At 40.2% G+C, this 12,297-nt stretch carries 15 protein-coding genes; 2 read left to right on the top strand and 13 right to left on the bottom strand.

Features of this window, described 5'->3' with window-relative positions; genetic code table 11:
* Nucleotides 1-4: 4 nt before the first annotated feature.
* The 8 genes from M2369_RS02180 to rpmG form a co-directional block, all read right to left on the bottom strand.
* Nucleotides 5-1,924 (bottom strand): LTA synthase family protein, encoded by a 1,920-nt coding sequence (locus M2369_RS02180; protein ID WP_024718835.1) that lies wholly within the window; start codon nt 1,922-1,924, stop codon nt 5-7.
* A gap of 212 nt (nt 1,925-2,136) precedes the next feature.
* A complete protein-coding gene (locus tag M2369_RS02175; RefSeq protein WP_008342319.1) occupies nt 2,137-3,090 on the bottom strand; it encodes an ROK family glucokinase in 954 nt (317 codons plus the stop codon).
* Nucleotides 3,091-3,103: 13 nt separating this feature from the next.
* Nucleotides 3,104-3,307 (bottom strand): YqgQ family protein, encoded by a 204-nt coding sequence (locus tag M2369_RS02170; RefSeq protein ID WP_008342322.1) that lies wholly within the window; start codon nt 3,305-3,307, stop codon nt 3,104-3,106.
* A 70-nt stretch (nt 3,308-3,377) separates the two neighbouring features.
* Complete coding sequence (locus tag M2369_RS02165; RefSeq protein ID WP_259253338.1) at nt 3,378-4,916, bottom strand: rhomboid family intramembrane serine protease; 1,539 nt, start codon at nt 4,914-4,916, stop codon at nt 3,378-3,380.
* An 86-nt stretch (nt 4,917-5,002) separates the two neighbouring features.
* Nucleotides 5,003-5,176 (bottom strand): hypothetical protein, encoded by a 174-nt coding sequence (locus M2369_RS02160; RefSeq protein WP_017367602.1) that lies wholly within the window; start codon nt 5,174-5,176, stop codon nt 5,003-5,005.
* Nucleotides 5,177-5,322: 146 nt separating this feature from the next.
* Nucleotides 5,323-5,529, bottom strand: coding sequence for a hypothetical protein (locus M2369_RS02155; protein ID WP_060781192.1), 207 nt, complete (start codon nt 5,527-5,529; stop codon nt 5,323-5,325).
* Between the two features lie 85 nt (nt 5,530-5,614).
* Nucleotides 5,615-6,175, bottom strand: a complete 561-nt coding sequence (locus M2369_RS02150; protein WP_259253337.1) for a 5-formyltetrahydrofolate cyclo-ligase — start codon at nt 6,173-6,175, stop codon at nt 5,615-5,617.
* A gap of 49 nt (nt 6,176-6,224) precedes the next feature.
* Entirely contained in the window at nt 6,225-6,374 is a 150-nt protein-coding gene (gene rpmG, locus M2369_RS02145) for a 50S ribosomal protein L33 (RefSeq protein WP_008360061.1), read from the bottom strand.
* Between the two features lie 451 nt (nt 6,375-6,825).
* Here rpmG and M2369_RS02140 point away from each other — a divergent pair, with 451 nt between their 5' ends.
* Both M2369_RS02140 and M2369_RS02135 read left to right on the top strand, forming a co-directional pair.
* Nucleotides 6,826-7,173, top strand: a complete 348-nt coding sequence (locus tag M2369_RS02140; RefSeq protein ID WP_003217285.1) for a hypothetical protein — start codon at nt 6,826-6,828, stop codon at nt 7,171-7,173.
* Nucleotides 7,170-7,670 carry an endolytic transglycosylase MltG gene (locus tag M2369_RS02135; RefSeq protein ID WP_008342335.1) on the top strand — a complete coding sequence of 167 codons (501 nt, stop codon included), beginning with the start codon at nt 7,170-7,172 and terminating at the stop codon, nt 7,668-7,670. The genes M2369_RS02140 and M2369_RS02135 overlap by 4 nt, the downstream gene beginning before the upstream one ends.
* Nucleotides 7,671-7,715: 45 nt before the next feature.
* Here the strand turns inward: M2369_RS02135 and pstB (M2369_RS02130) are convergent, their stop codons facing one another.
* The 5 genes from pstB (M2369_RS02130) to M2369_RS02110 form a co-directional block, all read right to left on the bottom strand.
* Nucleotides 7,716-8,498 carry a phosphate ABC transporter ATP-binding protein PstB gene (pstB, locus tag M2369_RS02130; RefSeq protein ID WP_017367606.1) on the bottom strand — a complete coding sequence of 261 codons (783 nt, stop codon included), beginning with the start codon at nt 8,496-8,498 and terminating at the stop codon, nt 7,716-7,718.
* A gap of 15 nt (nt 8,499-8,513) precedes the next feature.
* Nucleotides 8,514-9,326 carry a phosphate ABC transporter ATP-binding protein PstB gene (gene pstB / locus M2369_RS02125; RefSeq protein ID WP_007501258.1) on the bottom strand — a complete coding sequence of 271 codons (813 nt, stop codon included), beginning with the start codon at nt 9,324-9,326 and terminating at the stop codon, nt 8,514-8,516.
* Nucleotides 9,327-9,349: 23 nt separating this feature from the next.
* Nucleotides 9,350-10,234, bottom strand: coding sequence for a phosphate ABC transporter permease PstA (gene pstA, locus M2369_RS02120; protein WP_007501259.1), 885 nt, complete (start codon nt 10,232-10,234; stop codon nt 9,350-9,352).
* The gene (pstC, locus tag M2369_RS02115; protein WP_017357999.1) at nt 10,234-11,160 is read right to left on the bottom strand and encodes a phosphate ABC transporter permease subunit PstC; all 927 of its coding nucleotides are present in this window, start codon (nt 11,158-11,160) and stop codon (nt 10,234-10,236) included. Before pstC ends, pstA begins: the two co-directional genes overlap by 1 nt.
* A gap of 79 nt (nt 11,161-11,239) precedes the next feature.
* Complete coding sequence (locus tag M2369_RS02110; RefSeq protein WP_017367609.1) at nt 11,240-12,157, bottom strand: phosphate ABC transporter substrate-binding protein; 918 nt, start codon at nt 12,155-12,157, stop codon at nt 11,240-11,242.
* Nucleotides 12,158-12,297 lie beyond the last annotated feature (140 nt).

Below are 12,297 nucleotides of genomic sequence, written 5' to 3'. Positions count from 1 at the left end.
TAAATTAAGACGCCTTTTTTAGCTCAGTGTCATCTTCTTTTTTAGATGGTGAATGGTCCGAGTTGTTTCGGTCATAAAATCTAAGGAGATCTCCATAGATAATTTGATCAGAGAATTGAAGCTCTTGTTTTGCCTTTTCTTCATAAGACTGACAAACAGACTCATCTTCTCTCGGCTCACCCGTTTCTTTGTTGTAGCACACACCAGCTGTGAAAACACTGTCCTTCGTAATAAAACTTCCATCTCGAAGCACTGTGAAGTCATTTGTATCTTTTGATAATAGGTCATGACCAAATTGAATTTGCTTGCTTGTATCGATTCCTAGAAGGTTCATGACTGTTGGACGGATATCTACTTGCCCGCCAACTGTATCAATCTCTTTTGGATGTTTATCCGTGATACCAGGAATGTGTACAACAAATGGTACTTTTTGAAGCTGAACTTCTTCAAAAGGTGTAATGTCTTTGTTTAAGAATTGTCCCATTGCTTCGTTATGGTTTTCAGAAATCCCGTAGTGATCCCCATATAACACAAAAATGGAATTATCGTATAACCCTGCTTCCTTCATTTTTTTAAAGAAAAGCTTTAGTGCCTCATCTTGATAACGCACTGTAGGGAAGTATTTGTTCAACGTTTTGCTCTTTGAGTCATATTCATCAATGAGCTTATCTTCTTCATCTAAGTCAAATGGAAAATGGTTCGTTAATGTAATCAATCTCGTATAGAACGGTTGCGGGATCGTTTTCATTAAATCTACTGACTGCTCAAAAAACGGACCATCTTTAAGTCCCCAGCCAACTGAATTTTCTTCATTTACATCGAATGATTTAATATCAAAAAATTTGTCGTAGCCAAAGCTGTCATAGATCAGGTCACGGTTCCAGAAACTTTTGTTATTCGCATGAATAACAGAAGAATGATAGCCTTCCTCTTTTAACAACTCAGGTGCGGCTTTGAACTCGTTGCTTGGATTTGTGAAAAATACAGCTCCTCTTCCAAGCGGATAGAGTGAATTATCAACAATAAACTCGGAGTCGGATGTTTTCCCTTGACCCGTTTGATGATAGAAATTACTGAAATTGTAGCTTTTCTTGATCAATTTGTTTAAGAACGGCGTGATCTCTTTCCCATTCAATTTTTCATTGATCACAAAGCTCTGGGTAGACTCAAGCGATACTAGAATGACATTTCGTCCTTTTGCTTGACCAAACGTCTTTTCATTACGGTCTGTTTGATTTGCGCTTACATAGTTTTCAATTTCAGTTAAGCTATTGCTGTCGGCAAGTGCTCGCTGAGCGGATTGCTTCGATTGCAGAACCCCATCATAAATATGGAAGTTATATAAGCTGATGTTTTTCACTAGCATCTCACGGTCAAATGAACGAGTTAACAGCTCTGGTCTTTCTGTTTCAGCCAAACCAAGGTTAAAAAAGAAAGTGGCTGCCACAAATAAATAATAAGCTGCACGTCCCTTACGTGAAATCGTTACATCTGTTCTAAAGGAAGGCTGTTTTTTATAGAGCCAAATTAAAATGATGATATCAACAAACATCAGAAAATCAACTGGTTCAATTAAAGAGGTAATACTTGACCCGAGGTCACCCATATTGTTTGTTTGAAATAGGACGGGGATGGTTAGAAAATCACTGTAGAATCGATAAAATACAATGTTAGCTAACAAAATAAATGTCAGAACAAAACTCGTCACGATGATATATCGATTGCGATTTTTTTCTTTAAAGAATAAACCGATACCGAAGATAAACAAAAGAAAGCTAAGCGGATTAATAAACAGGATAAATTCCTGCATGAAATTTTCAATTTTGATATTAAAACTAGATTTATAGATAACATAGGTTTTCACCCACATTAACAAAGTCGCAATCAGTAAAAATGAAATCGCCTTTAATCTTTTCTTTCGCATTGTAACCTCCTTATGCTAAAAACGCACTCAGGTTAGGGACATCCCCAATTATTGGTGCTTCTTCAAAAATAACTAAAGTATATCTTATCCTGTCTATGCTGGAAAATCAATGTCTTTTTCCCCATGACAAACTTATGAATATGCTAAACATTCAATTTCATGCCTATCTATCGCTGATTTTAATAAAAATGACATCATTATGACATTTTTGTTCAAGACAGCCACTTGTTTTTTGCCATCCATGCACCGCCGATCACGCCTGCATCGTTTCCTAGTGAGGCAATCACCACTTCAACATCCTCAGCACATGGCGGGAAGGCATGATGTTTGACGACACGCTCTACTTTACTGCGAAGAAGCTCGCCCGCTTTAGATACACCGCCGCCAATGACGATTTTTGTTGGGTTTAAGGCACTGGCTAGATTCGCAAGGACAAGACCAAGATGGGTTGTTACTTCATCTACGACATGCATCCCAAGTTCGTCTCCGTTTTCTGCTGCCTCAAATACATCCTTTGCAGACAGCGAAGTAAGTGAGCCAAGTGATGATGTATGGCTCTTTGTTTGTAATGTATCTTTTGCGATTCGGACGATACCTGTGGCAGACGCAATGGTTTCAATACAGCCTGTTCTCCCGCAGTTACATGGTGCTCCTTGAAATGGAACGGCACAAATATGACCAATTTCTCCACCAGCACCTGTTTCGCCTTGAACCACTTCTCCATTGACAATAATACCGCCGCCAACCCCTGTGCCCAGTGTAACCATCAGGATGTTTTTGGCGCCATCACCTGCACCCTTCCACATTTCACCGAGTGCAGCAATGTTCGCATCATTTTCGATGACAGATGGAAGTCCTGTCTCTGCCTCTAAATGGTCTTTCAAGGGATAGTTTGTCCAGCCCAGATTCGTTGTTTTATAGACAATTCCGGATACTTTATCCACTGGTCCAGGTGCCCCCATACCGATCCCAATTAGGGCTGATTTCGGCATGCTGATCTCAACTAGTTTATGGTCAATTGACTTGGCAATGTCGACTGTAATTGTCTGCCCAGATTTATCCGTAGGAATCTCCCACTTATGCTGAATTTCACCATAAAGATTAATAAACGCAAGCTTAATTGTCGTACCGCCAAGATCAACTCCTACAAACCAATCCCCTGTCATATGTCCTCCACCTTCACATTGTTTTTCGATTTAATTTGGCTAGTTCCATTTGAAGGATGGTCATTGCGTTTGACCATTCAGTTCGATCGATGATGCCCGATGTGTACATTTCCTTCAATTCATCTGCCATAAATTCTAATTCCACTTCACGATCTCCGAAATACACGTAATTTCCAAATCTCATGAGCAGCTGCTGTACATCATATAACGTTTTCATTATTTTCACCATTTCTCTAAATCAACAGATAGGATAAGCGTATTCATAAATACGCTTTCAGTCAAGTCATTCAACGTGTTTGAGTGTTTTCAATATATTGTTTCAACTTTAAAAATTGGTCATTTTGCGGATCTTGTTTTAATGCTTTTTCGATGAAGTCGTCTGCTTCCGCTGTCTCGCCTTTTTCTACATACAACAACGATAAGTGATACAATTTATTCGGCTCATTTGGATCTTTTTCAAGCGACTTTTGCAAATACTCAATGGCCTCGTCAAGATGTCCAAGCTGCGCTTCGGAAAGCGCATATATATGAAGTGCTTCAGCTGAGGCATCCTTTTGCTTTACATATTCCTCTAGACGCTGACTTGCTTCGCTATAGTTCTTTTCATCAAATAAACTCGCTGCCTCGCTAGTTGCCGCCGCTTCTTTTTGATCGTCTGAATGAAACCCTGTATACAATCCAAAGCCGCCAATAAGGAGGAGAAGAAAACTAGCAAGAAGCATTTTGACAGGCTGAAACTGTTTAGGAAGACGGACCGCTAAAGCGGCTAAAAATCCCCCAGCGAGCCCCCCAAGATGCCCTGCATTATCAATCCCTGATACAGTGAAACCTATCCCTAAATTGATGAGGATAATCACAATAATATTTGTCCCCATTGTACGAAAGAAGAGCTTCCGGTTAGAGATCGCTAAATATAGCAATGCGCCTAAACAGCCAAAGATCGCACCTGATGCTCCTGCTGCGATGGCTGTATTAAACACAAAGCTCGCTATGGAGCCAAAGATGCCGGAAACTAAATAAATCAGCAAAAATCTTCCTGAACCATAAATTCTCTCAACAGCCGCTCCAACGGACCAAAGAGCAAATGTATTAAAGAGTAAATGCGTCAAACCAATGTGTAAAAACATAGGTGTCACAAAACGCCACCATTCACCCTCTAGTATCAGCACATTATTCTTCGCACCAAATGCTGTTAAAGTGGCTGTATTGGTACTTCCACCAGATAATTCGAGTAAAAGAAACATCACCACTTGAACTGCGATTAACAAGTAGGTAAAAATCGGTCTGCCATTTTGAAAAACAGCCCGTTCTCGTTCACGCTGCTTTTCCTGATCTTGAAATGCCTGAAGCACGTTCATTTTAAGCTGCATCACATCTTCGGCTGTATCTGCCTTCGCCTCTTCTACATCAATCGAAAGTGATGTATTCAGCCATTTTTGCAGCTCGTGTCCATCGTTTTGAAGGGTTTCTTCATTCAGTAAAACAGGTGTCACCGTCACCTTTTGTTGTTTTTGCGGTTGACCGTTTATGTCTTCCCAATCATCTACTGGATGATCAGCTGTAAATTGTAGCTGCAGGAGATGAAGAGAACGTTTACGCATGGCTTCTCTCAACTGATTCATCCGAAAGGCCTGCTCTTCCATATCTCGAACGATCTCCTGTCTAAAATTCACATCTCTTCTATAGAGACGGATGAGATCATATCCTGAGTTTCGTGGTGCTTCAAAAAAGATTTCATCTTCTGGGTACGGACTTTGAATCATCTCGTATCCTTTTTGTCTGAGTTCATCAATCACTCGCCAAAATAGACTATCTATGACATTCATTCATTCGCGCTCCATTTTTTACATTATTATAGCAAGAATTACTCTTATACGCATTTCTCATCAAAAAAATCCCGGCTTTTGCGGGATTAGAATGCTTGGCGAATAAATTTCGTCCGAAAATATGGGATTTTCATCAGCCATTTAATAAAAAAGTGACGCACTTGGTTTTGACCTAAGATCAAATTCATGAGCCGATAACGATTTTGCACAAGAACGAATGCAAACAGTGTGAACACAATGCTCCAAATCATTTTATTCATCATATTCCCTCCTATGTTCGTATCGTGGCTTAAATAGGATTTGTTTATGCATAAACCAACATTTTTATCTCTTACCATGCGATCTACTTTCACACTCTAATCCCTTGTTCTTTTGATTGAATATAATAAACCTCTTCACACTCAGATTAATCATAAGAAACGTCAAATTGATGAAGGGCGATTAAATCTTTGAACGCTTTGATATGCTCTCTTCTTATTTTTCCGACTACAAAAAAATCAAGGTGCGTATGCCAAAAATAAACCCATGAATCATGATCAAGTTGTAAGTCAAAAGTATTCACTTCCTCCCACAAATTACGGAAGTATCTTTTCTTTCCTCGAAATTTTTTCAATATATGCCTCCTGCTAGCTAAAATGCCCTGAGCTAATGAAACGATCTCAACACAAAAAGCCCGTTTTTGGACAATGAGCGGGCTTTCACTTTTGATATAACGTACCTTTTTCACTGACAATCATAGACACCGGTATGTCGTGCGCTTCAGCCGGAATATACCTCGTCTGCTGTAAAGACAAACAAAGGGCAATGGTTAGGCCGTGGTAGTCCGCTAAGTAGCGATCATAATAGCCGCCACCAAACCCAATCCGGTAACCACGTTGATCGAAGCACACCCCAGGGACAATGATCAAATCAATGGCTTCTTTATGTACAGCTTTAGACTCAAGAGGGTCTGGCTCCAATAGTCCAAAGTAGCTGGATGTCATCTTTGTTTCAGGTGTATATTCATAAAACACCATCTCTTTTGTTTTCGGAAAACAGGTGGGAATACAAACTGTTTTTCCTTCTTCCCACGCTTTTTCAATCAGAGGCATTGTCGGTATTTCTTTTCCCCTAGACATAGTCAAAGCAATCGTTTTCGCCTGTTTCCATTCTGACAGCTGTAGCACGTGTTCATGAATTAGAGCGGCGTAGCGATTGAACTCTTCAGCGCCTATCTGATCAAGCATGGCTAATGTTTGAAGGCGGAGCTCCTTTTTCATACAGGTTCATCTCCCATCATAAAAAAACAGCAGGAAAATTCCCTGCTGCTTACTTTGTTTCACGATGTAAAGTTTGTTTTTTATCACGTGAGCAATACTTTTTGAATTCAACGCGATCTGGATTGTTTCGCTTATTCTTTTTAGTAATATAGTTACGCTCACCGCATTCAGTGCAAGCTAGAGTAATATTTACGCGCATGTTTTTCCCTCCAAACTAAAATCAATTCACATTCAGACCTAACTATAATACCACTTCTAGCTAAGGAATGCTAGAATGTTTTTTCACCAATTTCATTTTTCAATGCATTCCACCTGCATCCTGATCCATATTGTCTGGTCATGTGATGAAAAATCGCCTTCTCCCCTATAAAAACACGTTCTTTGTCGTACTGTATACATGAGAATCCCCTCTTTGTTCCACAGCTTTTTTTCATCTGATCCGTCTTCTTTTATTTTAACAGCGGGCAAGGTTTTCATACTTGGTTTCCCTATAAAAAGAAAAATGATGAAAAAAAGGTGATTTTTTCAGCAATTCCTTTTGAAACTAGCTTTTTTATGGTATAAAAAAGAAGGGTCGAAAACTGTCTGAAACAATCATGAGAGCCTTTTTTGGCTTTCAGCATTAAAATATGAATAAAAGGTGATGAAACATGGAAATTGCAATTATCGGATTGCTTGTTGTCAGTATTGTACTGATCGCATTCTCATATTTTCAAAGAGAGCCGATTAAAGAAGTCGAACAGGAACTTGAAACACTTCAACTATCTGCAATGCAAGAAATCTATAAACTGAAAAAGAAAATGAAGGTTCTTGAAGAAGAATTGCTTGAAACAAACATCGTTGTCCGCAAGCATTCAGAAATTGATCCATCTATTGCAAGACAAATCATTTCAAAGCATCAAAATGGCATGTCTCCTGAGGCGATTGCGCGCGCTGAGCATGTATCTGTAGAAGATGTGAACATGATCATTAAAGACAACGAGAGGGTGCTTGTATGACGAAAAAAAGCATCCAAACGTTTGCAGCAGGTATGATCCTTGCAACTGGTGTTCTGGCGATCGTTTTTTTCCTTACTGGAAAAGATGAAGCGGCGGCTGATTCTACAACAAAAGAAACCCTCGCAGCGAAAGTGACAGACACTGACGTGAAAAATTACTTAGACTCTAAAAAAGAAGTCTCCGTCAGCCGTGAAACATATCAACAACTTCTTGATTATAAAGAAAAAGCGTTGAAAGCAAATGAAGACGGCGATTCTCAGAACGATAAACAAACAACGGACAAGCCAAAAGGCAAAACGGTTAAATTCGTGATTAAAAATGGTATGAGTACAAGTGATGTTTCAGACATGCTTGAAAAGGACGGAATCATCAACTCGTCTAAAGATTTTAATGATTACGTGATAGACGCAGGCTACCATAAAGAAATTCGTGCCGGCAAATTCAATTTAAAAACAGGTATGACATTTAAACAAATTGTCAAAGCCTTAACAAAATAACATCAAAAAACCCCCTGGCGGCATTGACCTCCAGGGGGTTTTTGATTATCCAAATCGTCCTGATATATAATCATTTGTTCTTTGATCATTTGGCTCTGAGAACATCACATTCGTATCATTGACCTCAACAAGCTCGCCCATCAAAAAGAACGCTGTTCGGTCTGATACCCTTGCCGCTTGCTGCATATTATGCGTCACAATGGCAATCGTATATTTCTCTTTCAGTTTCATGATTAATTCTTCAATCTTTAATGTTGAAACAGGATCAAGCGCAGATGTTGGTTCATCCATTAATAGAATATCCGGGCTTGTGGCAATGGCTCTTGCGATACAAAGACGCTGCTGCTGACCGCCGGAAAGACCTAATGCAGGCGCACTTAATCGATCTTTCACTTCATCCCAAAGGGCAACATCACGAAGCGCTTTTTCAGCGATTTCTTTCAATTGCTGCTTGCTCTTCACCCCGTGAATTCTTGGCCCGTAGACGACATTATCAAAGATAGATTGAGGGAATGGGTTTCCTTTTTGAAAGACCATCCCGACGTTTTTACGCAGTTCCACTAGATCGACACGGCCTTTTAAAATATTGTCACCGTTATACATCATATCCCCGGTGATTTTCACACCTGGCACTGTTTTGACCATGAGATTTAAGGTCTTTATAAATGTTGACTTTCCGCAGCCGGACGGACCGATAATCGCTGTGACCTCATGCTCTTTAATGTCTAAATCAATATGCTTCAGTGCGTGATGCTGTCCGTACCAAAGGTTCATATCATTCACACGAAACACTTCTTTTTTAGCTGTTTCAGTTGCTACTGCATTCATCAAAATCCACCCGCCTTATCCAAATCGACCATTAATATAGTCTTCTGTTTTTTGCTGCGCAGGACGTGTAAAGATACGTTCAGTCGCATCGTATTCCACTAGATCACCGTTCAGGAAAAAGGCTGTATGATCAGATACACGTAACGCTTGCTGCATATTGTGTGTGACAATGACAATCGAATAATCATGTTTTAATTCCGATAATAGCTCTTCAATTTTTGCATTTGAGATCGGGTCTAAGGCAGAAGCCGGTTCATCTAATAAAAGCACGCTAGGTTTCATCGCAAGGGTACGTGCAATACAGAGACGCTGCTGCTGGCCGCCTGATAATGATAAGGCAGAGCGGTGCAAGCGATCTTTGACCTCATCCCATAGCGCTGCCTTTGTTAAACTTTCTTCTACCGCATCATCAAGCACTGATTTCCTTTTTTCACCCGCATATTTTAACGCATGCGTAATGTTGTTGTAGATGGATTTAGGAAATGGATTTGGCTTTTGGAAGACCATCCCGATTTCTCTTCTTAAATTCACCACATTAATACGGTCATCCAAAATATTTAATCCTTCGTACATGATCGCCCCTTCACTTCGTGCACCTGGAATTAGGTCGTTCATGCGGTTAATGCTGCGTAAAAAAGTCGATTTTCCGCACCCCGATGGGCCGATTAATGCAGTGATTGCATTTTTTTCAATTTCAAATGAAATTTGATTGACTGCTCTTTTTTCACCATAATAAATACTTAAATCCTGCACCTGTAGAATCTGTTCCGCTTGAAGTGGAGCCTTTTTTGCTGCAATCTCTTTTTTTTCTGCTAGCATTTGAACCATTTCCCCTTCACACCTCTCACTATTTATTTTGACGTAAGCTTCTTATGAATAAATGAACCAAGCCATCTAGCTGCTAAGTTGAATACTAATACAGAGAGCACAAGTACGGCTGATGCACCATTTGCAATGGCCTCTGCATCTGGAATAATCCCCTGTGTATTGACGTTCCATATATGAACGGCTAATGTTTCTGCCGGTCTAAAAATATTGAGTGGTGACGTATCGGAGAAAGGACTCCAGTTTGTAAAATCAAGACGCGGTGTTGAAAGACCTGCTGTGAAAAGAAGAGCAGCCGCCTCACCGAAAACTCTTCCCGATGCTAAAATCGCTCCGGTAATAATGGATGGAATCGCACCTGGGATCAGAACCGTCTTCACTGTATGCCACTTTGTCACACCGAGCGCAAGCGATGCTTCCTTTTGATCCTTCGGTACAGATCGAAGTGCATCTTCTGTCACCCTGACCATCACTGGCAGATTAAAGACAGTTAGCGCAAGGGCTCCTCCGATGATCGTATAGCCCCATCCTGTTAAATTAACAAACATCAGCAAACCAAACATACCGATGACAATTGAAGGCAGAGACGATAACACTTCAATACATGTACGAATAAAATCAGTCACTTTGTTTTGAGGTGCATATTCTGCCATGTACACCCCGCCGCCCACGCCAAGAGGCACGGTAAACAGCATTGTAATAAATAAAATGTAAAACGAGTTAAACAGCTGATCCCTAATACCGCCACCAGAGCCAATCGCACTTGAGCGGGTAGTCAAAAAGTCAAAATTTAATTCTTTGGCACCGTTGAAGATGATATAAGAAAACAAGCCAACAAGTATCGCCGTAATAATGGCGGCACATAATCCAAAAACGATTGTGGCAAAACGATCGGTCATTTTGCTATTCATTAAATCTTCCTCCTAGATGACAAGTATCTGATAATGAGTATGAACATAAATGATACAACTAGAAGGACAAGTCCCATTGACCAAAGTGTATTGTTTTCAACACTTCCATACGTTGTATGTCCCATGTTTAACGTAATAATGGTTGTTAATGTACCAGCTGTGTCCATAATACTTTCTGGTAGATTACGCGTGTTTCCAATGACCATCTGAACGGCAAGGGCTTCTCCAAATGCTCTTGCCATTCCAAGTACGACCGCTGTCATTAATGTCGGAAGCGCTGCCGGTACAAGAACACGTCTGATCGTTTGCCATCTTGTTGCGCCTAATGCATACGATCCTTCACGTAAACTTTTTGGAAGTGAAGCCATTGCGTCAGTTGCAATGGATGTAACAGTTGGCAGAATCATAATAGACAGGACAATCGTTCCTGCTAAAACACTGTGCCCTGAACCGCTTGACTTGAAGTGTCCAATAAACGGCACCAATACTGTAAGACCTATGAATCCGTAAACAACGGATGGAATCCCTACAAGCAGTTCAATCACTGGCTGGAGAATTTTCCGTCCCCATGCAGGTGCAATTTCTGTCATAAAGATCGCTCCTGCAATGCCTAGCGGTGCTGCTATGAGTGCTGATAGAAGCGTGACAGCGATTGATCCAAAGATAAATGGAAATGCGCCGTATTGCGGATTTTCCGCTGTAGGGTTCCAATTGATACTGGTTAAGAACTCAATTGGGCTTACACCATTTACGATGAAAGATTGTAAACCCTTAATACCAAGGAAGATCGTGATGGCAATTGATACAGCAATCATTAAGAATGCGCAAAATTTCACCAAAATACTTCCTCTTACTTCATCCATTTGCCTATTTTTTTTCGAGCTGATCAGTCGATCGCTCGCTTCTGTATGTTCTATCTGTTTCATCTTTTTCTACACTCCTATGAATGTCATAAAAGGAAAAGTGAAAAGCTCCACTTTTCCTTCATCATCAATTCAAGACCTCTTACTTATCTGTTTGTTTGCCTGTTGCGTCTCTTTCTACTTTCATATTAGAGACTGAGATGTAGCCTTGGTCTTTAACAATTTCTTTTTGTACTTCGTCACTCATCAAGTAATCTAAAAATTGTTTTGCTAAACCTTCTGGCTCACCTTTTGTATAAGAGTGCTCATATGCCCAAATTGTATATTTACCGCTTTCTACATTGCTTTCTTCTGGTTTCACACCATCAATGCTAAGCGGTGTAATTTTGTCATCTGTTAAATAAGAGAATGCTAGGTACCCAATCGCACCTGGTGTTTCTGCAATCAACTTTTTCACTGTGTTTGAAGAGTCCTCTGTGATTCCTTCTGCAGGAGTCGCGCCGTCAAGTGCATATTTCACAAATGTTGCACGAGTTCCTGATGAGTCTGGTCTGTTCACAAGTGTGATTTTTTGGTCTTTCCCGCCAAGCTCTTTCCAGTTTTTGATTTTACCAGTGAAGATTTTTTTCAATTCGTCCTTTGTGATGTCTTTGACACCAACTTCAGGGTTAACAGCTGCCGCCATTCCAACAACTGCTACTTTGTGGTCTTTTAAAGCTTTTGCGTCGATTCCGTCTTTCTCTTCTGCGAATACATCTGAGTTACCAATTTGTACAGATCCTTCTGATACTTGAGAAAGTCCTGTTCCTGAACCGCCGGCTTGTACTTGAATATCGGCTTTTGGATGTTTATCCATGAATTTTTCTGCTGCCGCAAGAACTAAAGGCTGCATCGCAGATGATCCTGAGATGGTAATGGAACCTGATGCCTCATCTTTGTTTGAAGCATTTCCTTTACTGTCTTTTGAATCTCCGCTTGAGCTGCTGTTTCCGCATGCTGTGACGAATGCTAACAATGCGATAGTAAGGAAAGTAAGCAGCCATAATTTGTTCTTTTTCATTTCAAGAATACCCCCTGAATAATTTGTCCTACGAGTAATACATTAAAGGTTCTTTATTAATTTCGTTTAAATGGAATGTTAAGGTTTTGTAAATGTCGAAGATTTGTAGAGAAATTGCGGGGTTTTTTATGATTTTTGTC

Origin of the sequence: Bacillus sp. JUb11 (assembly GCF_024807925.1) — a bacterium.
In the GTDB taxonomy this organism is placed as follows: domain Bacteria; phylum Bacillota; class Bacilli; order Bacillales; family Bacillaceae; genus Bacillus; species Bacillus altitudinis.
The sequence above is the reverse complement of the archived record's forward strand: the minus strand, read 5'-3'. Positions and strand labels throughout refer to the sequence as shown.

Coding starts and splice junctions, on each gene's coding strand:
- M2369_RS02180 (WP_024718835.1), bottom strand. CDS start 1,924: ATGCGAAAGAAAAGATTAAAGGCGATTTCATTTTTACTGATTGCGACT.
- M2369_RS02175 (WP_008342319.1), bottom strand. CDS start 3,090: ATGACAGGGGATTGGTTTGTAGGAGTTGATCTTGGCGGTACGACAATT.
- M2369_RS02170 (WP_008342322.1), bottom strand. CDS start 3,307: ATGAAAACGTTATATGATGTACAGCAGCTGCTCATGAGATTTGGAAAT.
- M2369_RS02165 (WP_259253338.1), bottom strand. CDS start 4,916: ATGAATGTCATAGATAGTCTATTTTGGCGAGTGATTGATGAACTCAGA.
- M2369_RS02160 (WP_017367602.1), bottom strand. CDS start 5,176: ATGAATAAAATGATTTGGAGCATTGTGTTCACACTGTTTGCATTCGTT.
- M2369_RS02150 (WP_259253337.1), bottom strand. CDS start 6,175: ATGAAAAAGGAGCTCCGCCTTCAAACATTAGCCATGCTTGATCAGATA.
- rpmG (WP_008360061.1), bottom strand. CDS start 6,374: ATGCGCGTAAATATTACTCTAGCTTGCACTGAATGCGGTGAGCGTAAC.
- M2369_RS02140 (WP_003217285.1), top strand. CDS start 6,826: ATGGAAATTGCAATTATCGGATTGCTTGTTGTCAGTATTGTACTGATC.
- M2369_RS02135 (WP_008342335.1), top strand. CDS start 7,170: ATGACGAAAAAAAGCATCCAAACGTTTGCAGCAGGTATGATCCTTGCA.
- pstB (WP_017367606.1), bottom strand. CDS start 8,498: ATGAATGCAGTAGCAACTGAAACAGCTAAAAAAGAAGTGTTTCGTGTG.
- pstB (WP_007501258.1), bottom strand. CDS start 9,326: ATGGTTCAAATGCTAGCAGAAAAAAAAGAGATTGCAGCAAAAAAGGCT.
- pstA (WP_007501259.1), bottom strand. CDS start 10,234: ATGAATAGCAAAATGACCGATCGTTTTGCCACAATCGTTTTTGGATTA.
- pstC (WP_017357999.1), bottom strand. CDS start 11,160: ATGAAACAGATAGAACATACAGAAGCGAGCGATCGACTGATCAGCTCG.
- M2369_RS02110 (WP_017367609.1), bottom strand. CDS start 12,157: ATGAAAAAGAACAAATTATGGCTGCTTACTTTCCTTACTATCGCATTG.